Source organism: Variovorax sp. SRS16, assembly GCF_901827165.1.
GTDB lineage: Bacteria > Pseudomonadota > Gammaproteobacteria > Burkholderiales > Burkholderiaceae_C > Variovorax.
Genome location: NZ_LR594667.1, coordinates 336,555 through 355,479, shown reverse-complemented (window position 1 = coordinate 355,479; position 18,925 = coordinate 336,555). Strand labels below are relative to the sequence as shown.

Genomic DNA, 18,925 nt, shown 5'->3' with positions numbered 1-18,925 from the left:
CGCGCTGCTTGTTTGACGCCGGGAGGTCACGTACCTCGAATAGCACTTCATAAAGCCGATAAAGGTCAGCCTGAGCTTGCTTGCTCAAACTTTCGTGCCAAGGAATTGTTGCCATGCCTGCACTCTAACTCGGCTGGCGGCAGCCAGAGCGGTTCCGCTTGAGGGCCGAACCCTGCTGCGTGCCGTAGTGCTCGCCTGGCCTATTCGCTTGTGCTTTTCGTCGGCAGGTACGGGCTCAGGCCGCGCCGCCGCCGTCCACCGCGCGGGTGCGCCAAGCGCCGTACAGCGCTGCAGCGCCTGAGGCGGACGTGCCCACCATCTGCCACCACGAGTTATAGGCCCAGGCGTTGTACATCCACAGCGCTGCGACCAGCACCATCACAAGGCGAAGGCCGACGCCGCGCAGATAGAACATTGCCCATGTGCCCAGCAGCGAGCCGGCTGCGGTTGCCAGCGAGGTCCAGCCCTTCCAGGTCAGCGCGCTGGCGACAACGGTAACGGCGACAAAGCTGAGGCATGCAAATAGCCGCGTCCTCGCGCTGCGGGTCTGCACGGCTTCTGCGGAAGCTTGGCGGCCGACCGAGACCGCGCTCAGTGCGGCCGCCGTGTGAGCCCCCAGCAGGAGGTTGTTCACCGCCCAGATGGCAGACGCGATGCCCGTTGACTTGCGAAGAAACTTGTCGCTGGTGCCGACCAGGCTGAGAACAGTCAGCACAAGTGCGACCAAGCCGGTGGCGTTGATGAGGTAAGTGGCGTTCATAGAAAAAGGGGCCTGAGGGTCCGGCCCCGAGAGTGCAGGTAGTGTAGCGGACGCGCTAGGGATTACCCTAAAGGGAAGATATAGCCTTGAGGGATGCGTGACAGAGTTCCTCCTCCTGAGTCGCGGTTCTCCGTAGACTCAACCTCGAAAAGCCCAGAAGCCGTCGACCACCCTAAACAACTATTTCTATGAAACTTGCACTCGTACTCGTCCTTAGCCTGCTCGCCTTGCCGGCAGTGGCCCAGACCCGCTCTTACCAACAAATCGGCGACACGACCTATGGCCCCAACGGCCAGACGTGGCAGCGAATCGGCGACACAACTTATGGGCCGCGGGGGCAGACCTATCAGCAGATAGGCGATACGACGTACGGGCCCAATGGCCAGACGTACCAGCAGATTGGAGACACTACCTACGGGCCGAACGGGCAGACCTGGCAGCAGATTGGTGACACCACCTATGGCCCCAACGGTCGGACGTGCCAACAAATTGGCGACCAAACTTACTGCAACTAGAGAGCTGGCGGGGGAACGGGCTGCGCTAACCCTTCGGCACATTAAGCGTGATGTCCTTCGTCGAGCCGCCCTCAACCTGCACAATGCCGTCCACCCGGACCTCGACATTTTTTTCATCAGTGCCTACAAGCCCGACCTTGTAAGTACCAGGTGCGACGCTCGGGAACACCACGCTTGAGTCGACACCAGTGCGCTTTTCGGTGTGGTCCCCTACGGTGACGACAACCTCGCGTCCCTTTAGACGGTCCGGCGCGCCCGAGAAATTAACCTTTAGGGTTGCGGGGGAGGCGGCTACTGCTGCCTTCCCTGCTGCGGTGATGAGGCTTTGGGTAGCGGTCGTCTGACTAGTAGTGAGCGCTTTCAGCTGGTCGACGGCCTTCACCAGCTCACTACTCCATTTCGACGTTTCGGACTCCATGACCGCGCGCGAGTTTGCCACCATAGTCTTGAGCAGAGTGAGCGCCTTAACCTGCTGGTCGGGGGAGGCCTCGCCTTCCTTGTCCTCCCAGCCAATCCTGCATAGTTGCCAGTCGAATTGGGCAGCGAGCATCTGTGAGTTCAGCTTCATGGCGGCCTCCGTATACCGCACCCACGTACCCGTAAACATCAGGACTTGGTTCGCAGCCAGAAGGAAGGCCGCTAAAGCCGCAAGTGCCAAGGCGAATTGAGCCGGATTGGCGAACTTCAGGCCGAGGAAGCTCGGGGCCCAGTTTTGGTCGGTGAAAGCAAGAAAGGCTGCAAAGCCCAGCAATGCGGTCGACCCAATTAGCGTGACCCGCGAGAGCAAGTAGTAAGCGCGCTTCCTCGGGATGTACCAGTCATGGTCCTTTTGCAGAACCCCCATGACATCACTGTACAACTCGTAGAGGTGCTCCCTTTTAACCGGTTTTCCCTGTTCCGGGAAACGCAAGGTGACTTCGTTCGTTTTTGCCAAGCCGTTCATTCGAGCCTCCAGTCAGGTCGACGGGCGAAGGCGCGCAAGCTTTGACCAGTCCCGGCCATTTTCGACATGCGCTTCCGCGGGACCCGTTTGTTGGAGTTGTCGATTTCAGCGTCCAGGGCGCAGTGTCGATAAGCCGAATAGGCTTGTCAAGGTTCTAGCTCGATGGAGGCCAGCAGCGGCGTTGTCGAAGGCCCGAGCCATGCGGCGAACCGGCGCGACCGGATGTCCGAGCGGCAATGCGTTGGCCAGGAAGACCGCAGCCGTGCTGCCGACAGCCAGGAAGGCGTCGCAAGCCACGGCGGCATCGCGCGCCGCTGACAGCAGGTGCGCATCCAGCGCCTTCCGGCCATACCTTGGCGGCGAGCGCGGTGCGAGCATCATCGCGGTGAACCTGGAGCCCATCGAGCTCGACGAGGTCGCAACGATTGTTCTCCATGGAGCTGCCGAGCTCTTGCTGTCGGAACTGTTGGCCCAGCTCCGTACGCTTTCGGCGTGTCAGCCTGGCCCTCTAGGCGACGCGGCGCTGCCCCGGCTCAGCTCCCGTGTCATGGGCGGCGAGAAGCTCCAACTCTTTGTACAGAATGCCGAACTTCATCTTCGTCTTGATAAGGCTGATGAGTTCATTGTTCCTTGGGCAGGCGACCACGAAGCGGCCATTGAATCCTTCGAGCAGCACGGGGACATACGCGGTGTCAAAGGTGTGCTCGCCGCCGCAGCCGCACTTAAAGCTGTCTCCGTTGAATGTTGCCATATTTCGTCGCACGGGCATTACCCTTCCGCAGGTGCGCTCAAACGTTTGCCGGTCGACTAGTTTCACCATGGGATTCGTTTTCAGGTCAGTTTAGGAAAAAGGGGGGCCGCAGCCGGATAGGCTGCACGCCTCGAAGATTGGGCTAGACCCGGTTGGCCATCAAAACGACGGCCTCTCCGACGACTTTGCCGCCGACGTCGATGCGACGGTTTGGAGTCAAAAATCCGTCCGAGGTCACCTGGTAGCCGGTGGCGTAGACCGAATGCTTGATGTTGCCGCCAATGGCGAGCACCAGGTCCGGGCCGACCGCGACCACGATGTCCGAGTGGCAAGGGGTCTCAGGGTTCTTGGTCGCAGCCTGGAACTGCTGGAAGCTGAACGGCGTGTTGCGCCAGCTGCCGATGATGTCGCCCACCTGGGGCTTGGCCTTGTCGAGGGCAACGCCCCAGAAGGGGGCCGCGGTGTCGCCGCTGGCAGCCTTCCGGATGGAATCCCACATGTACTTCGAGTGCCCGATAGATTCAGGGAAGGCCTTGTACCCCGGAACGGACTTCGCGGCGTTTCGCACCATCAGGGAGATGGCCACGGCGGACCAGGGCATGCCCTGGTCCTTGCCCGTCAAATTCTTGTTGAACGCCTTCCACATCTTGCCCACCATGGTGCTGAACGGCTCGACGTTCTCCTTGCCTTCGCCTTTCCTGAAGAGCAGCCACTGCTCCGCGGCCGTCGCGGCCAGGGCTTCGCGCGCCGGCGACGCGGGGTCCCTCAAGGTAGGCTGTTTGGCCGTGGTCCAGGAGATTCGGGCGTCCGCCAGGCCTTCGACGCAGAAGCCCTCGACGTCCTTGCCGTCAACCTGAGTCTTGACCCGATGCCAGCCTGGCTGACCGCCGTCCAGCAGCTCGACCGACTGGCCGAGCGAGAGCTGGCCGATGGGCTCGTTCCCCTCGGTGCTGGGCGCACTGCGAAGGTTCACGGTTTGGACATTCACAAACTTCTGCATCGAACGCTCCTCCAGCCTTGCCAACAATGGCGCCCAAGTGGACCAGAAACGTTAACTTTTGGCTACACCAATTTGAGGAGGGAGCGCCGCATGCGACCAATTTCCGTTCGTGGGTGCATTGCCATCGTCGGCTCGGACGTCATCTACTAAATGCAACCCGGCGGGCCATCCGTTTTAGGTGGGGACATTTCCCGCCGCAGCTTGTTACACCCTGAAGAACTCACTCGCCGGCGCCTAGCCGGCTTTCTCTTTAGGACATCATGTGATGGAGATGAAAACATGCGGCTGCTGCAAAGTGTGCAAGCCAAAAACTGATTTCTCGGTGAAGAACCGCCAAACCGGGCTGCTGCAGTCCAAGTGCAAGGAATGCACGCGCAGCTACTCGAAGAGCCGCTACGCCGGCAACAAGCAGGACTACGTCGACCGCTCCGCTGTTCGCAAGAAGGTCGTCCGCGCCAGCTTTGTCGCCCAGCGGGACGCCTACCTGGCAGGCTGCACCTGTTCCAAGTGCGGAGGAACTTCACAGCTCCAGCTTGTTGGCAAGGGAAGCGGCAAGTCGGTGCACGAAGTCATTGGCGGGGCTCTCAGCCAGGAGGAGTTCGAGCTGGCGCTGCGCGACAGCTTCGTGCGATGCCTGCCGTGCAACGGCTTGGAGTTTGGGGCGGAGCAAGGCGCAGTCGGCGGCATCATAAAGGCAAACCGACTTCAGCTGGAAGCGCTCATCTCGCTGGAAGAGGTCGCGGAGGCCTGACCCACGCGGCGCGATTAGGTCCGGAGCGTCCCGCCGCCGCCTGGCCGTGCCAAGGGGCGGCGTCGCCGACGTCGCTACACGGAGTAGGTCAACTTTTTTACGAGGTAACTCTCTCCATGAAAACTGTCAACGCTGCCATCGTCCCCAACAGCTGGGCAAGCTACGAACTGAGCGGTCGCCGCTCGATGTTCGATGGTGCTGCCCTCACGGGAATGCTGAAGCGCAACGAGCGTCGGAAGTCCCGCCACGCTTTGAACGCCGAACTCGCAAGTCGTAGCTTGGACGACATCCGTGAGGACTTCCAGCTCCTGAAGATGCCTGCCCCCAAGGCGCGCACGTTCCTCGAGCTGAAAATTCCGCAGTTCCTGCTGGAAAACGTCCCTGCTCCGACCCGGTTCAAGGAGGTCACCGTCGTTCGCAAGCGCGTCTCCCAACGCCGCCCGTCCGTCGAAACCCTCCGAATTCCGGCCGGCTGGTAACCTGGCCATTGCAGGCAACTGCAAGACGCCCAAGTCGAACTTCTGTTCTGCTTCGAAACCACACCCTCACCGGTGTGGTTTTTCTTTGGACGCCTGAACTTAGCCCCAGCCAGCTAAGGCTCCTTCGGCCCCAGTCACTTCCGAGCCCTGCGTCAACGTCGACCCGGGTGTCTTTGGTGTTTTAGGGCGCGGGGGAGCCAAGCGCTACACACGAGAGGACCACTACATCAAAGGCCATCCATGCCAAAGCAAACCCAATCTACCCTCTCCAAGGTCAAATCCCTCGTGGAAAAATATGTCACGGGGCGCCATCCGGACCTGGCCGTGGTCGAAGCCGACTTCGAGCACCGCTTCCATCCCAAGGCGGTGATGTTCTACAGCGACGACCCGAACCCTGATTTCCAGGGGTTCACCAAGAAGCCCGTCTTCGAGACGAACCTCTTGTTCGGCGAAATGGACGATGACCGCAAGTATCGAATCGAGCGCCGGGACGGCCTGACGTTCTACACGCGCTACGAGACTGGTAGCGGTATGGGGGTTTGCAACGTCTCAGGCCAAGCGCTTGAATGCAAGGAGGGCTCGCCCGCAGAGCGTGCGTTCCTGGAGCTTGCCCTGGCGGATGCGGTCAACGCCGCAGCAGAGCCCCTGCAATGCATCCTGAGCGATGCGCGCGAGGCCGGCCTGGCACTCAGCCCAAGAGCGTCGAAAGCGTTGCGAGCCAGCATTTTTCCGCCTGCCACCAAGTAGGACAGCCTGGCGCAACGTTCGCGCGCCTCCTCAGGAACATTGGTTCTCCAGGGCGCCCCCTACACCTCCTTCCAGCCGCCCACCCGGGCGGCTTTTTCTTGGTCGTGTGCGGCGCGCTGCCGATAGAGACATCGCGGTCCTATACCTTCGCATGCTCCCCTACCAAGACCCTGACCACCCCGGAAATTCCGCAGAACACCACACGGGCAAGCTCTGCCTGTGGCGCTGCGGCCGGCCCGCCGGCACGGCGTGGGGCCCGCTCCTCTGCTTTCACTGCAATGTGCAGCGCATGGACAAGTTGAACGACCGGTTCAAGCTGCTCGAGGAGCATATGGAGCGCATCGCCGCCGGCCCATGACCACGCACCGTCGCTGAAATTGCCGACTGACGGCATCGCGCCGCGGCGCGACTGGGCCTATGATGTTCTCGCGCGCTCGGTATAGCCGGGCGTTTGCGTCACCTTCGGGTGTGCCAATGACCAGGACGAGAGCATCTAGCACCATGCATATCGACTGCAGGCAGCAAGCGGCGCTTCGGCGTCGCTTGTCTTTGGGCTACCGTCCGCCCATGACCAGGCCTTGAGCCCTTATCAGTTGGTTGGACTGACCCTCAACATGAAGAGCTGCTCCGCCACTCGCCCTGCCGGGCTGCGCTTCGCCACGAAAACGGAGAAGTTCGTCGCAGTCACGAAGCTCGAGGGGCGAACGAAGGCCACCTGAATCGCGCAGCTTTGCCCAGGCTCGAGGGCAGCCCCACAGGTGCCGAGGCCCACGCTCGTCCCGTTGGTGATGCCCGAGACGCGCACGCCGGCGACCGACACCGCTTCATGCGAGGAAGCGGGATTCGTCAACGTCGAGTTGAAGGTGAAGACGTCCGGGTCGCCGGACGTGCGCGACGGTGCCTGGAAGAGCAGGGTCATGAGCCCGTCGGTCTGCGGAGAGGTGAGTGAGATGTTGGTGTAGACCGTGTATGTCAGGGGAGCCGCGTCGAGGACCTGGCCATCGAACTTCAGTTGAAGCGTGCCGGAGTAGGTGCCTCGCTGGGCAGTGCTGAACTTGTACGTCGCCATGCAGTTGCTGTAGGCCGGAATCATCGCGGCGCAGCCACTGCTGATGTCAGGCATCGGACCTTGGCCGTCCCAGCCAAAGTCGGCGCGCGGCATTGGAACGCTCGCGGTGTTGCTCGCAAACACGTTCACGTTGAAAGTTGAGCCGGCGGCGTTGTCTCCCTCGGCCGTGGTCGGCAATGGCGGAGCGAAATAGACCCCGGGCCGTCGGTTGACGGTGACATTGATGGACTTGCCGGGGTCGGAGGCCGACCCCTTTGCGGTCACCACGGCAATGCCCGGGCTGCCCCCTGCCGTCAAGATGGAGGTCGCTTCGCCGTAGCCGGCGGTCCGGCTCGTTGCGGCGCTGAGCGTTCCACTCGTGCTCTCCCATTGCACGGTTGCTCCGTCGCTCACGCCATTCCCGTGCGGGTCGGCAACCAGCGCGCGCAGAGTGGTCTGGCCGCCCGCGGATATCGTGGAGGGCGCTGCGAAGACGTAGAGCACGGTGGCGCGCCCGTAGTCGGGCCGGGCCGCCACCTCGAGAGACGTTGACGCTGCGCTGCTTGGCGTCGTTCCAGTCACGCGAATCGTTTGGGCCAACGTGGGGGCTTCAAGGGTGACGCGGGCCTTTCCTCCGGCCGTATAGGTGGTCGGCGCGGACAGGAAGCCCACGTCTGCGGCCCATCGGACCTCCACACCGTCGGGGGCCTTCGCTCCCTCGGCATCGACGACGTCGGCCACCAGCTCGACAGTGCTTCCGACCGTAAGGGCGCCGGATGCTTGGAGATTCACCAATCTCGCGCTTGCCGCCTTGAACGCGGAGTCGCTCGGCGTCTCGGACCGCGGACCGCCGACCGGAGGCGCTCCCAAAACAGTAAGCCCCGTGGCAGGCACCTTGAAGACAAGGGTTGGTGCGGCGGTTGCGGCGCCGGCGAAGCCCAGCACTGTTGCAAGGACGAGGGCGGCGCCAGAGCGCCGCATGGTAAAGGCGTTCATCGAGAAGCGAAAAGGAGAGCGCATGGAAGCGCATTGAGACGGGCTTTTCGCGTATAGCCAACGACCGTTTAAATCCGGCCGGCCATGAGGCCAAGAACGTGAGCCCGTCGCGGGGCTGGCCGCCCGCCTGGCGTCGAACCGGCCTAGTCGGGCGTAGCGCTCACCAAGCCTTGACCAGTTGACTCGCGGCGCGACTCGTTCAAGGAACGAGTTTTCCGCCGGACAGGTCTTCGAGGAGCATGCGGGCCTGCGCGTAGCCTGGAATCTCCGGCCGCAGGGTGCGGACCAGTTCGTCGAGGTGCTCCGCCACCTGGCCGCGCACGACCTGCTCGGAGGGGCTACCGACCGGGCGCAGGCGCAGGAACGGGACCCCGGCTGTTGCGAACAACCGGTCCTTCTTCCCGTCGTTCTTCTGCTGGCGCTCCGTGTCGTGATAGATGCTGTCGACCTCAATGGCGAGCATCGGCATATAGGTTGTCGAATTGACCACAAGCAGGTCCACGCTTGCCAACAGGTAGTAGTTGAAGTCCTCGGGTGTCACGAGTTCCTTCACCAACTCGTACTTCATGAAGCTCTGCAACGCGCAGTTCGGGAACACCAGGTGGTTCGGGCACAGCTGTGTCATGATTTGATAGATGCGGAACTCGAGCCCGCTGTTGAAGACCTGCTTGACGGTGCTCGTCCCCTGCGCGCGGATGATTCGGCCAACAAGCTTGTGCTGGTCCTCCTGCTCGACGAGCGGAGCGATGTGCGGGTTGATTCGATACTTGCCGGCACTCTCGAAAATCATGCCGGTATCGACGAGCTTTTCGTAGTGGAACCGAACCCACTTCACCTCCATGTGGGCGTAGTCGGCGAGCTCGTCCATGCTGCTGTAGGTTTGAATTTGGGCGAGGACGCCCAGGAGCTTTCGGGCGGGAGCTCCGATGGAGGGCCAACGATTGACCGCGGTCTTCTCGTACTGGGCCTCCTTCTTCAGTGCGGCGAGCCGGGCCTTTGCCAGCTTCAGAAGCTCGCCACGCGCCTCAGCGAGGCGTTCAGGCAATGCGGCCTCGGTAAGGCGCGTCACGGCAGCCGCGGCCGCAGCTTCGCTCTTTTCCTTGTCAAGCAATATCCGCAGGTTGCCGAGCGTGGACTTTTCGAAAGGTGCCTTCCGCTCATCCGCCAGTACCGAGAGGTAGCTCTCCAAGGACAGGCTGGACGAGCCTGCCAGCTGCTCGAGATATCCAAGTCGGAAGCCACCCTCCCCTTTCTCAAGGTCATCTCGGAACTGCCGCGCGAGAGCGAGCACGCCAGCATGCTCTTGGGTCTCGAAGCCATTGCACAGAGCCGCAAAGGCGGGGCCCCCGACCTGCAGCCAGACCTCCCATATGGGTTCGGCCATGTCCGCGACCGCGAGCTTCCCAAGTAGCGCCCGCACCTCGGCTCGCTCCTCCGCGCTCAACTGGATACCCTCCAAGTCAGCCCAGACGTGGGTGGTCGGCGGCAACTGCCCCCGCTTCAGCCAGCCGTGCAGTGCTCGGAGCATCAACAACAGGCGTTGCGCTGGCAGGGGATGGACATGCGCCGCCTGGAATGCGAAGAGCGGCACCTTGTCCCCCAGCCATGCGAAGCTGGAATCATCCCCAGGCAGTTCCCTGTCTATTACCGCGTATTGCGCGAGGGCCGTCCAAATCACAGCTGCCAAAGCCAGTTCGTCACGCCATTGAAAGCGAATGCGCTCGGCCTCGTCCATGAGCCGGGCAAGGCTTTCACTAAGGCTGGGCGCGAGGAACGAGTTCCAGCCCACGGGCAACACCTCTACGCTGCCCTTGTGCTGCACGGTGAGGGCCTGGCCGAACATGCCATCCTCCTGGTCCGCCACGCTCGCAAGGAGCGCCATGCCTTCAAAGAAGAGGTTTTCCTGGTCGCTGCCATTAGCAGTCAAGCTCGTCACGACCTTGCGCAGCCCATCACACCGCGGCCCCAGGCCTTCGGGGTACCGGCTGAAAACGGAATCCAAATGCTTGACCGGAGTGTTTTGGAACTCCCACAGAAGGGCCCAGATTTGAGGGGTGAGCGCGTCCCGAGCCGACCTGGACGCACCTTCCTCATACGGAGCAGTCGCGGGGGTCTCCAGCTTCCCTGCCCACGCGAGAGCGGTTTCAGCCTCCCACGGTTGAGCGACGCGCATGTCCAGGTCGGCTCGCAGAGCGGTGACAAGCAACCGACCGTAGTCGTCCAGCTCGGAGGTCCAGGCGCGCTCGAGTGCTTCGCGCAGGATGAGGTCGACCTCTCCGGCCGCGTTCGCGCGGACCTCCACCTCCTGCGTCCAGGTTTCGTCGTGCTCCTGGTAGTCATCCCGAAGCATGATGCGGAGCACCCGCCCGCGGAGGTTCTCGAGAAGGTCGAGGCGGCTTGGCTGTGCGCGGCATGCGGTGGTCAGCCATCGCATACCCTCCAAGGCGTCCTTGAGGTCGTAGCCAAGCGTCCGCAGGTACACGTCGAATTCGGGTCGAACTGCAAAGTCCGGGTCGTGCTCGCTCAGGCGAGCCAGCGCCGCCGTCAGCCGGGGCTTGTCCGATTGCCTGACACGGTCGTAGGCGTCCAGAGATTCGTCACCGGCAAGCCCGCGAACCTCCTGCAAGGCCAGCCACGCCTGAAGATTGCTGTCCGGCTCTGCGTCGATTTCCGCCGGGGGCAACGTACCCAGCGCAAGCAACGTGTCGAAGTCCTGTGCAGCGCGAGCCTGTTCCGCGCGCGCCTGGAGCTCCGAAAAGGGCCGCCGTCCTGGGGATGGATGCTCGGCAGCGGCTGCGGCCGCGGCCGTTGGCGCAGACGCGGGCGGCTGCGCGCGGGGGTTACGAGACTTGCGCGATTTCGACTTTGCCATTGGAGCGTCTTCTTTTTAGAACTGCGGCGAGGGATTTATTTTAGGGGGACCCACTCCCAAACGCCGCGGCACTCGCTATAGGAGCCAGGAAAACCTACGGAGCAACAATGAGAAATTCCCCAGAAGCACCTTCGTTCCACCTGCAGGACAGCCGCGGCAACGTTGGCGACAACCTGATGTGGTGGGCCATCGGTGGCGGCTACACCTCGGATTTGTCTAAGGCTGAACCCTTCTCCGAGTTCGACGCATTCAAGCAGCACGCGTCACGCGAGTCCGACATCCCATGGCCGACCGGTTACCTGCGCGACCACGCCCGCCCGGTTGTGGACATGCAATACCTGCCGCGTCACGAGGAAATCCCCTTCGAGGCGATGAAAGCAAGCGGCCTCTTCTACGTGCAGGACGCCAACCGTCGCTACATCGGAAACGATATTTGTTTTCGCACGCGTGACGGTAGCTCGGCGACCAACTTGGGCCTGGCAGGCCTGTTCCGTGCAGACGAGCTGGACGGCATCCCCGGCATTGCGTGGCCCCGAACTCTGGTCGAAGCCCAGCGTCGCCCAGCGGTGGATGCAGGTGCGGTTGACCACAAGACGGCACTCAGCGACCCGTGGCTTCGAGCGCTGTTGGTCAAGCCCGAGCGGCAGGCGCCTGAGCGCTATCGATGCCACGGCTGCGGCGTCTTCATGACCGTCGGAAACTACTACGGTAGCGCGTGCCAGCGTTGCGGTAAGGACAACCGCCCCTAACCTCCTTCAGTGCCCTGACCACTCTCGGTCGGGGCTTTTTCCGTCATTCAGGGGAAATCGGCACCTGGCTGGAGTGCGCAGAAAAAAGACGCCCACGGCGCGCAGTAGCGCACGGTGGGCGGGAATGACGGTTACTGAAGCTCGATACCGGAAGGCAGGCTGTGGAGCGGTTTTCCAATCAGGGCGGCGACGGCAAGGATTTCCCCCAGAGAGGCCGCTTGCAATTTCTCTGACCGGCCCTGCTTGCAGTACGCATCGACGGACAGGGTTCGCCAATCGGGGTGGGGCTGGTCGCTGCACAACTGCCAGTTTTGATGGGGGCTCGCTCGGCGATACACGTCAACTCCCGTCGAGCGGTGTAGGCCAGCGCCAAAGTACGCCTGTGCCACTAGTTTGACTTCCGACCCATCGCGCCTGGGCATGACCCTAGTGACCTTCGTGACCAAATCTTCCATATTTCCTCCTGTTCGGCCCGCACACTGAGGTGAGCTGGCACGGTTGAACGATTGATAGCGCGTATAGCCATGAAGCGGGTCTGTGCCGACAGCAAGCGCGTGCCGGCGTTGCGAGACGGACAGCCGGCGCTAAGCCCGGCCATCAGAGGCCTGACCTGATTTGGCCGAGCACTACGAGCTTACGGCTCGATGCCGCGATGCATTGCTTGCGCCGGAAGCCAGGCTACTCAGTGTCGTGCACGTCGCAGAGCGTCCTAATCCATCCGGAATTGCGAAGTTCGCCCGGCGCGCCGCAAACCTCGCAGGTGCGTGCGCTCATCGCCTCGGCAAATGCGATGTAGGCGTACTGCTCGTCGCTGGCGCCGGAGACGTAGAAGCGCAGGGTGCCGAACTTTTCCTTCACCTGGACCGCGACAGGGACGCGGTCGGCCGCGGCGGACATGGCCAGGCGTGCACGTTCGACGTCGACCGCGCTCACTCGCTCTGCTCCCTTGTAGGGCACCGTTCCCTCGATACTCCGCTTGTGCTCATACTCGCGCACGGCAGCCCGATGGTCCGCCTCCAGGAGGCTGCCGAGAGCGTCAAGGAGCGAGTACCAGCCATCTCCCACCTCGAAGCCGAAGCACATCAGCGTGCGGCTCGGGTCACCGCGTCGGTCCTTGAAGACAAGGGGGTACTTCTCACAAAGGGCTTGGTCGAATTCGGGTTTCATGGTGCTGGCGGGTCAGGGGCTGAGAAAGGGGAATGCACCGTCTAGGTCTCAGCACTTATCCCCCGCTGCCACCTTACTGGGAGGTTGAGCTTCCCGAGCACGTCCAGGAACGTTGCCGGCGGCACAGCCCGGACGTTCGGGCGTCGGTTGAGGTGCTCGAACACCGCCGCTGCCCGCAACTGCTTGCAGTCCGGGCCGCCTCGGTATCGCAAAGGGTCGACCTTGAAAGCCGCCCAGTCACTCGCGCCGGCCAGGATGGCGATGCAGTCGAGTTCCTGCAGTCGCCCGAACGGGAACCCCTGGTCGTCCAGCAGCTCGCCGAACTCGATGGCGAGTTTCTTGAGCGCTAGGCGGACCTCCGAAGTCATCTAGGCGAAACGCGTTCTTTCGTCTGGTCGACGCTAGCCCGCCTGATGGCGTGAAGAAAAATGGCGGACAGGGTCATGAAGGCAGCGGCGCCCACGGCGGCACGGAGCGCGGGGCTGAGGAACATGCCTGCCGCGTAGACGAGACCACGCAGCAGGTCCCACTTGAACGCGATGGCCAAGGCTGCGGCAAGGATGCCACTGGGGGACATGAGCCAGACTGCCAAAGCACAAGCAAGAACCAGTGCCAGAAGTGCCAGGATTCGCAGCCGCGGCGCTGCGGTCGACAGAAGGATGCGCACGAGGCGCCAGGGCGCGAGCGCCACATTAAGGCCTACGTCCGCCAAGTCGCTCAGCCGCGTATGGACTGCGGCGCGCGCGACGCTCGTCGATGTGGGGTCCGGAGGGTGGGCATGCGGCATGGCAGCCGATGCTAGCAGCGGACCGCCACGGCGAACCAAGAAAAAAGCGGCCCACCAAGGTGAGCCGCAGGAATGATGTGCGCTATCGCACGACCAGCCGGTTATGGTTTCTTGGGAGGGAGGCCCTCTTGTTCAATCTGGATAAACGCAGCGTCGCTCTGGTCACCTTGCACAGCGCGCACGAACAGGCCGCGAACGTCGTCGGGGTTGACCTTGCTGAGGTCTGGTGCACACCGGTACATGAGCGCAGCCACTCTGTCACAGAACTTCACCCGCTCAGCCTGGGTGGCGCTGACTAGGCATGCGGACAAGCACGATTCGGTGTCTGCCACCGACCGGTCTGCCGTGAGGACCCTCAGGTCTGCCCACAACAGCTCGTCGTCGCAGCCGCCAAGGCTGGTGAGCTCCACGGCATAGGGGCCGTAGACGGCGCCGCCGAGCTTCGGGTCCTCCGAGGTGCCCTGTGGCTCGTCCACCCGGTAGACCACGTCTTCGCTCTTGTCGGGACAGTAGTGGTCGGCCAATCCGCGGTAGTTGCCGTCGTCAACCTCGAAGTGTGCCTTGCCGTCAGCTGCAAACTGCCGGGCGGCCTCGATGGCGTCCTCCGGGGTATCGCCTCGCGCCAGCACGATAGCGGTCATGCTCGTGTCGACTGACACCGGAACCCGGTACAAGAAGCCAGTTCCCGGAATCTCCGTCTGCGAATGCGGCGCCTGGTCGGGCGCGCTGCAGACAGTGGGGGTCCTTTGGTGCACGAGTACTTGCCAGTCCGTCTCGCCGATGCTGGCAGCCACTGCATGCAAAAGCTTGCTGTGAGCAACCTTGGCGTCCATTTTGGTCAGCTGCCGGCCGATGCGCCGCGACAGCGTTCTCACGCGCTCGCTGGGCTCCTCACACTCGAGCACGGCCGCCGGACCGGAGTCGCAGACGTCGAACCACTTCGATTGCGCGAGCTCTTGGAACGTGACGGCGCTGACCTCGAGCACCTCTTCCACGCGAACGTTGCGGCCGCGGTCCTCCTTGAAGGAGAAAGAGCCGTCGGCGCTTACGGTGAACGGCCCCCACCCGTAGGTACAAGCGCGACGAGAGAAGAGCTCCGCGGCTTCGTGCCGGTCCATTGCGCTGGCGCAGCAGTTGACTGCGTGGCTGTCATTGGCGTCAGTGACGCGGAGGCGTCCGATAAAAAACTGCATGGTTGTCCTTTTGACCTGGAAGGTCGCTTGTCTTGTCGCCAGTGCCTGCCTTGCTGAGCGCAACCTTCCGGTGAATCGGATGGATGGGCACAGTGCCTTGAAAACATTGCTTTTCCATACCCCGAAGGGCGCAGGCGGATGGGCAATGGAACCCGTACCGCCTATAGCGACTCCTGCGGTCTCGCAGGCTTAAGACCTCCGGCCATTTGTTCAACGGGCTGGGCAAAAGGGGCGGAATTGTCCAGAAAGCTGGACATCTGCTCGCCGAACGCAGTCAGGCGACGCGGCGCTTTTAGGCCAACGCCCCTGGCGGCAGCGGACGCGGTGGCTACAGGTAAAAGGACAACTCTCAAGGACCCTGTATGCGGAAACTCCAATCGCCTCCCGCGGCCGGTCAGCGCCTCACTGCCTGGCTTGCCGTACCCGGCGCTCATCACTGTTCGATGCGCTGCATCGAAGGAACCGACATCAACGAGGTCGCGAACCGCGTGGCATTCATCGAAAAGACGCCGCGTGTGCGCAATGCGCCCTTCACCGACCTGCACACCGACTACCGCAACTGGCATCCGGGCTCCAAAGGCGACGACGGCTGGGACGCAGAATCCCAGGCTTGGTGCGATGGCTTGCTGCTGAACCTGGGCTACGTGCTTCCGCCCTCGGCTTGAACCGGACGTTGGTCACATGTTCTGCCGCCGCGCCGCCCAGGCCTACTCGGGCAATTAAGCGCATCCCCCTTCTTCAGCCGCCCCTCCCGGGCGGCTTTTTTCGTGCGGAGCCGACGCTTGCGGCCTGCGCCATGGCAAGAGTTCCTTCAGATTTCGGCGTACGACCTGGAAATCTCTCCGCCGCTCAAGAAAATGTCCAGAAGGGCCCTCCGGCCCTGGCCCGAGTAGTTTAGAATAGGTGTACCAAAGTACAGGTATTCTTTCCCTGATGACAATCATTGCACCTTCAAGATTAAGGGAACTGCGTATCGCCGCAGGCCTGACGCAGACTGCGCTCGGCAAGGAGTTAGGCGTCGGCAAGGCCCGGGTGTCTCAGATGGAGCGAGCGGGGGAAGGGCTCGACAGGCTTTCCACGCTCGAGAAGCTCGCCAGTATTCTGGGCGTGACCATTGAGGACCTCAGGCAGCCCGAAGGAGCGCCGAGCAAGGTGGGGCACCGCAGACAGGCTCCTGAAGCGTCTGCTGCTGGCACCCCATTGTCCTCGCTGTCTCCGTTGCAACAAGCCGCGGTACAGGCGCTGGTCGCGGCCTGCGCAAGCAGGCAGCTCTCGGACCGCCGCCTGGTCGAACTGCTTGGCGAATGGCACGGCCTGGCCTGAGGCCGGGTGCTCCGTTCAGGCCGCAGCGGCCCCCAGCGCCGCTGCCGTGCCCTCCACGTCATCACAGCGTGCACACAGGTCCAGAAACAGCCCCGTGCGACTGTGCCTGCGACACCGGGGACACAGCCCGCGTTCGGAGCTGACTACGCGTACGCCGTACCCATTTCCGCGGCCGAGCCGCACCTCGGCACAGCCGAAGAAGTCGACCATCTCCGCCTCGCTGACCAGGAGTGCCGCAGGGGTGTCGGGCACGACCACCGCCAGCTCAAGCGAGCTTGCCGACTTCAGGCCATCCTGCCGGTGCGCGTCGACGTACTGGTTGACCTCGCGCTTGAGCGCTTTCAGCTGGTCGTAGGTGGCCAGAAGCTCGTCCGGGGTGTCGACAGAGGGAAGCGCCAGGTCTCCCAGCGTCAGCAGGAGCACAGATGCCTCCTCACGACGCAGCGCATCACGAACCGACTGGAAGACCTCTTCTGCGGTGAACGGCAAAACGGGGGCCAGCAGGCGCAGAAGGGTGTTGAGCACGCAGGCCAGGACGTACTGGACCTCGCGCCGGCGCTCCGAGCCTGCAGCTTCGCAGTAAAGCGCATCCTTGACAGCAGTGAAGTAGTCGCTGGAGACCGCATCCGCATACTTCAAGAGCAGCGCGGTCGCCGCTGCGAAGTCGTACAAGCCGGCGGCCTCCTGCACGCCGGTCACCAGCTCCCGGAGCTCGAGGACCTGCAGGCGGTTCTGCGAGTGGGTGAGTTCCGCCAGCGCGAAGTCGAAATCGAAGTCGACCAGGTTTTGCAAGCAGAACCGGAGTGTGTTGCGCACCTTGCGGTAGCGCTCCACCGTCTGGTCCAGCGATTTTGGCGACAGCTTGAGCTCCTTGGTGAAATCCTGCTGTAGGGCCCAGAGGCGTAGCACGTCGGGGCTGTAACGCTTGAAGAGCTCGTCCAGCGGCAGGTAGTTCTTGCTGGATTTCGAGTACTTGCGGCCATGCTCGTCGACCACCATGCCGTGGGTGAGCAAGGCCTTGTACGGCGCCGGGCCGCCGGCGGCCACCGCTGTCAACAACGAAGATTGAAACCAGCCTCGGTGCTGGTCAGTACCTTCCAGGTAGACGTCCGCTGTCCGCCCGAAGCGCTTCTTCATGACGAGCTCATGCGTGGCGCCGCTGTCGAACCACACATCGAGGGTACGACGTGGACCTGCAGAATGCCATGCCTCGACGCCCTCCCCTGCAACTCGGGCCGCCAGGGCGCGGTCCTCGGGGTCGGAGGCGTCGACCAGGGGTGTCCCCCAAAGCCTGGAGCGGGAGAGGCACCAGGACGTGCGCGAGCGCAGCATGCTGCTGAGCCGCTCCCGCGACCCCTCCGGCACGAAATGAACGTGCTGCAGCGCATCGAGCGCGCGGGGACCGACGTCCGCTAACTCCATGAAGAACTCGGACGACGCGCGGAAGAAGACGGGGCGCTTGTGACGCCAGCAATGCGGGTACTCGTGCTGAACGTTCTCGTGCGAGAAAACGAGCGGTGCGACGCGCTCAAGCACGTGGGCCGTGCCTTCCCGCAGGCTCATCCCGGCCATCTCGCCGTGGAGGAAGCGGCCGCGCTCGTCGACGTAGTGCTCGACCGCCAGGCCGTGTGCCTCTCCCACCCGGAAGTCGTCCATTCCGAACGCCGGCGCCAGGTGCACCAGGCCGGTGCCGCTGCTCGTCACGTAGTCCGCAGGCAGCAAGGGAACCAGTTCTCCGGTGTAGGGGCTGTAGGCGCGGCGGCCAGCCAGGTCGAACGTAGGCGTATCAGCGGCGTCTTCCGGAGCCCGGGCTCGCACCAGGGTGCGCGCGCCGTCCGCCACCGCCACGTAGTCGAGCGCCGGGCTGTAGGCAACGCCTTTGTTGGCAGGCAGGGTGTAGGGCGTCGTGGTCCAGACCTGCAAGAACGTGTTCTCCAGCCCCTCGACGGGGAACAGCACGACCAGGCTGTCGGAAGCCCGCTCCTTGTACTCCACCTCTGCTTCAGCCAGGGGCGACGCGCAGTCGGGGCACCAGTGCACCGGCCGCAGCCGCTTGGCGACGTTGGGGAGCTCGCTGAAGAGGCGCGCTGCGCCGGCCTCGAACTCCGGGTCGAGCGTGCGATACGGCTGCTCCCAGTCGGCAGCGACCCCGAAGGTGCGGAACTCCGCGGTCTGGTTGGCGACCTGGCCTTCCGCGTAGGCTCGGCAGGCCTCGACGAAGGCTCGGGGGTCGTCCTTTGAGACGCCAAGCTTCTCGACCTCGAGCTCCACGGGCAGGCCGTGGCAGTCGAAGCCAGGAACGAAGGGCGCGAAGTAGCCGTCCAGGCGCTTGAACTTGACGAGCGCGTCCTTGAGGGTCTTGTTCACAAAGTGGCCGAGGTGCAAGCCGCCGTTGGCGTACGGAGGTCCGTCGTGCAGCAGGAAGAGCGGTTTGCCAACAGGATTGCGATGCAAGGCGTCCACGGTCGCCGGCGCGCCCCAGAGGGCGAGGTAGGGTGCTTTGTCCGCATGCAGTTGCGGGAGTTCGAACGAGGACTTGAAGAGATTGAGGTGGTACATGATTCGGGTCCAGAAAAGCAAAAAGGCAGCGAGGGTGAGTCGCTGCCTTGGGAGGTCGAGGTCGAAGGTGGGGCTAATCGCCCAACGTAATTCGCCCCCGGTGCTCTGCGGCAGCGGAGGTGCGAATAATCGAGAAGGACCAGTGCTTGGACACGATGTGCTTGATTGAGTGTGACGCCTTGTATAGGCACTCACATTTTAAACGAACTGCATCTATTCTTTCACGTTTTAGGGCCATTGGCCAAGAATAGCTGCACGGAGCAACCGCCAGCGGGCAACCGGTCT

General features: G+C 63.0%; 20 protein-coding genes. 9 read left to right on the top strand and 11 right to left on the bottom strand.

All coding sequences use genetic code 11. The features are described 5' to 3' along the window. Nucleotides 1–235: 235 nt before the first annotated feature. Nucleotides 236–760 (bottom strand): YgjV family protein, encoded by a 525-nt coding sequence (locus tag E5P2_RS29735; RefSeq protein WP_162570857.1) that lies wholly within the window; start codon nucleotides 758–760, stop codon nucleotides 236–238. Between the two features lie 188 nt (nucleotides 761–948). On the opposite strand from E5P2_RS29735, the gene E5P2_RS29730 reads away from it, so the two are divergent. Beyond that, on the top strand, nucleotides 949–1,275 hold the full coding sequence (locus E5P2_RS29730) for a hypothetical protein (RefSeq protein ID WP_162570856.1): 327 nt from the start codon (nucleotides 949–951) through the stop codon (nucleotides 1,273–1,275). Nucleotides 1,276–1,300: 25 nt separating this feature from the next. Here E5P2_RS29730 and E5P2_RS29725 read toward each other — a convergent pair whose 3' ends face one another. Then, complete coding sequence (locus tag E5P2_RS29725) at nucleotides 1,301–2,218, bottom strand: SLATT domain-containing protein (RefSeq protein WP_162570855.1); 918 nt, start codon at nucleotides 2,216–2,218, stop codon at nucleotides 1,301–1,303. Between the two features lie 162 nt (nucleotides 2,219–2,380). Between E5P2_RS29725 and E5P2_RS29720 the strand changes: the two genes are divergently transcribed. Continuing rightward, nucleotides 2,381–2,536 carry a hypothetical protein gene (locus tag E5P2_RS29720; protein WP_162570854.1) on the top strand — a complete coding sequence of 52 codons (156 nt, stop codon included), beginning with the start codon at nucleotides 2,381–2,383 and terminating at the stop codon, nucleotides 2,534–2,536. A 190-nt stretch (nucleotides 2,537–2,726) separates the two neighbouring features. Here E5P2_RS29720 and E5P2_RS29715 read toward each other — a convergent pair whose 3' ends face one another. Continuing rightward, nucleotides 2,727–3,038: a hypothetical protein gene (locus E5P2_RS29715; RefSeq protein WP_162570853.1), complete on the bottom strand. Its 312-nt coding sequence runs from the start codon at nucleotides 3,036–3,038 to the stop codon at nucleotides 2,727–2,729. Nucleotides 3,039–3,111: 73 nt separating this feature from the next. Then, nucleotides 3,112–3,969, bottom strand: a complete 858-nt coding sequence (locus tag E5P2_RS29710; RefSeq protein ID WP_162570852.1) for an SH3 domain-containing protein — start codon at nucleotides 3,967–3,969, stop codon at nucleotides 3,112–3,114. Nucleotides 3,970–4,234: 265 nt separating this feature from the next. On the opposite strand from E5P2_RS29710, the gene E5P2_RS29705 reads away from it, so the two are divergent. The 4 genes from E5P2_RS29705 (at nucleotide 4,235) to E5P2_RS29690 (ending at nucleotide 6,304) form a co-directional block, all read left to right on the top strand. Next, nucleotides 4,235–4,720, top strand: a complete 486-nt coding sequence (locus E5P2_RS29705) for a hypothetical protein (protein ID WP_162570851.1) — start codon at nucleotides 4,235–4,237, stop codon at nucleotides 4,718–4,720. Between the two features lie 116 nt (nucleotides 4,721–4,836). Beyond that, complete coding sequence (locus E5P2_RS29700) at nucleotides 4,837–5,199, top strand: hypothetical protein (RefSeq protein WP_162570850.1); 363 nt, start codon at nucleotides 4,837–4,839, stop codon at nucleotides 5,197–5,199. Between the two features lie 240 nt (nucleotides 5,200–5,439). Then, complete coding sequence (locus E5P2_RS29695; RefSeq protein ID WP_102905942.1) at nucleotides 5,440–5,946, top strand: hypothetical protein; 507 nt, start codon at nucleotides 5,440–5,442, stop codon at nucleotides 5,944–5,946. A 151-nt stretch (nucleotides 5,947–6,097) separates the two neighbouring features. After that, the gene (locus tag E5P2_RS29690) at nucleotides 6,098–6,304 is read left to right on the top strand and encodes a hypothetical protein (protein ID WP_162570849.1); all 207 of its coding nucleotides are present in this window, start codon (nucleotides 6,098–6,100) and stop codon (nucleotides 6,302–6,304) included. A gap of 231 nt (nucleotides 6,305–6,535) precedes the next feature. Here the strand turns inward: E5P2_RS29690 and E5P2_RS29685 are convergent, their stop codons facing one another. Both E5P2_RS29685 and E5P2_RS29680 read right to left on the bottom strand, forming a co-directional pair. Continuing rightward, complete coding sequence (locus E5P2_RS29685; RefSeq protein WP_232080948.1) at nucleotides 6,536–8,014, bottom strand: Ig-like domain-containing protein; 1,479 nt, start codon at nucleotides 8,012–8,014, stop codon at nucleotides 6,536–6,538. 175 nt (nucleotides 8,015–8,189) lie between these two features. Then, a complete protein-coding gene (locus tag E5P2_RS29680; protein WP_162570847.1) occupies nucleotides 8,190–10,862 on the bottom strand; it encodes a DUF2726 domain-containing protein in 2,673 nt (890 codons plus the stop codon). A 107-nt stretch (nucleotides 10,863–10,969) separates the two neighbouring features. On the opposite strand from E5P2_RS29680, the gene E5P2_RS29675 reads away from it, so the two are divergent. After that, nucleotides 10,970–11,611, top strand: a complete 642-nt coding sequence (locus E5P2_RS29675; protein ID WP_162570846.1) for a hypothetical protein — start codon at nucleotides 10,970–10,972, stop codon at nucleotides 11,609–11,611. A 678-nt stretch (nucleotides 11,612–12,289) separates the two neighbouring features. On the opposite strand, the gene E5P2_RS29670 is transcribed toward E5P2_RS29675, so the two are convergent. The 4 genes from E5P2_RS29670 to E5P2_RS29655 form a co-directional block, all read right to left on the bottom strand. Beyond that, the gene (locus E5P2_RS29670) at nucleotides 12,290–12,778 is read right to left on the bottom strand and encodes a hypothetical protein (protein WP_162570845.1); all 489 of its coding nucleotides are present in this window, start codon (nucleotides 12,776–12,778) and stop codon (nucleotides 12,290–12,292) included. 41 nt (nucleotides 12,779–12,819) lie between these two features. Continuing rightward, nucleotides 12,820–13,146 (bottom strand): hypothetical protein, encoded by a 327-nt coding sequence (locus tag E5P2_RS29665; RefSeq protein ID WP_162570844.1) that lies wholly within the window; start codon nucleotides 13,144–13,146, stop codon nucleotides 12,820–12,822. After that, nucleotides 13,143–13,565: a hypothetical protein gene (locus E5P2_RS29660; protein WP_162570843.1), complete on the bottom strand. Its 423-nt coding sequence runs from the start codon at nucleotides 13,563–13,565 to the stop codon at nucleotides 13,143–13,145. The genes E5P2_RS29665 and E5P2_RS29660 overlap by 4 nt, the downstream gene beginning before the upstream one ends. A 101-nt stretch (nucleotides 13,566–13,666) precedes the next feature. Further along, the gene (locus tag E5P2_RS29655; RefSeq protein WP_162570842.1) at nucleotides 13,667–14,758 is read right to left on the bottom strand and encodes a hypothetical protein; all 1,092 of its coding nucleotides are present in this window, start codon (nucleotides 14,756–14,758) and stop codon (nucleotides 13,667–13,669) included. A gap of 362 nt (nucleotides 14,759–15,120) precedes the next feature. Here E5P2_RS29655 and E5P2_RS29650 point away from each other — a divergent pair, with 362 nt between their 5' ends. Beyond that, nucleotides 15,121–15,423, top strand: coding sequence for a hypothetical protein (locus tag E5P2_RS29650; RefSeq protein WP_162570841.1), 303 nt, complete (start codon nucleotides 15,121–15,123; stop codon nucleotides 15,421–15,423). A 268-nt stretch (nucleotides 15,424–15,691) separates the two neighbouring features. After that, nucleotides 15,692–16,081: a helix-turn-helix transcriptional regulator gene (locus E5P2_RS29645; RefSeq protein ID WP_162570840.1), complete on the top strand. Its 390-nt coding sequence runs from the start codon at nucleotides 15,692–15,694 to the stop codon at nucleotides 16,079–16,081. Between the two features lie 15 nt (nucleotides 16,082–16,096). Here E5P2_RS29645 and E5P2_RS29640 read toward each other — a convergent pair whose 3' ends face one another. Then, nucleotides 16,097–18,640, bottom strand: coding sequence for an isoleucine--tRNA ligase (locus E5P2_RS29640; RefSeq protein ID WP_162570839.1), 2,544 nt, complete (start codon nucleotides 18,638–18,640; stop codon nucleotides 16,097–16,099). Between the last annotated feature and the right edge of the window lie 285 nt (nucleotides 18,641–18,925).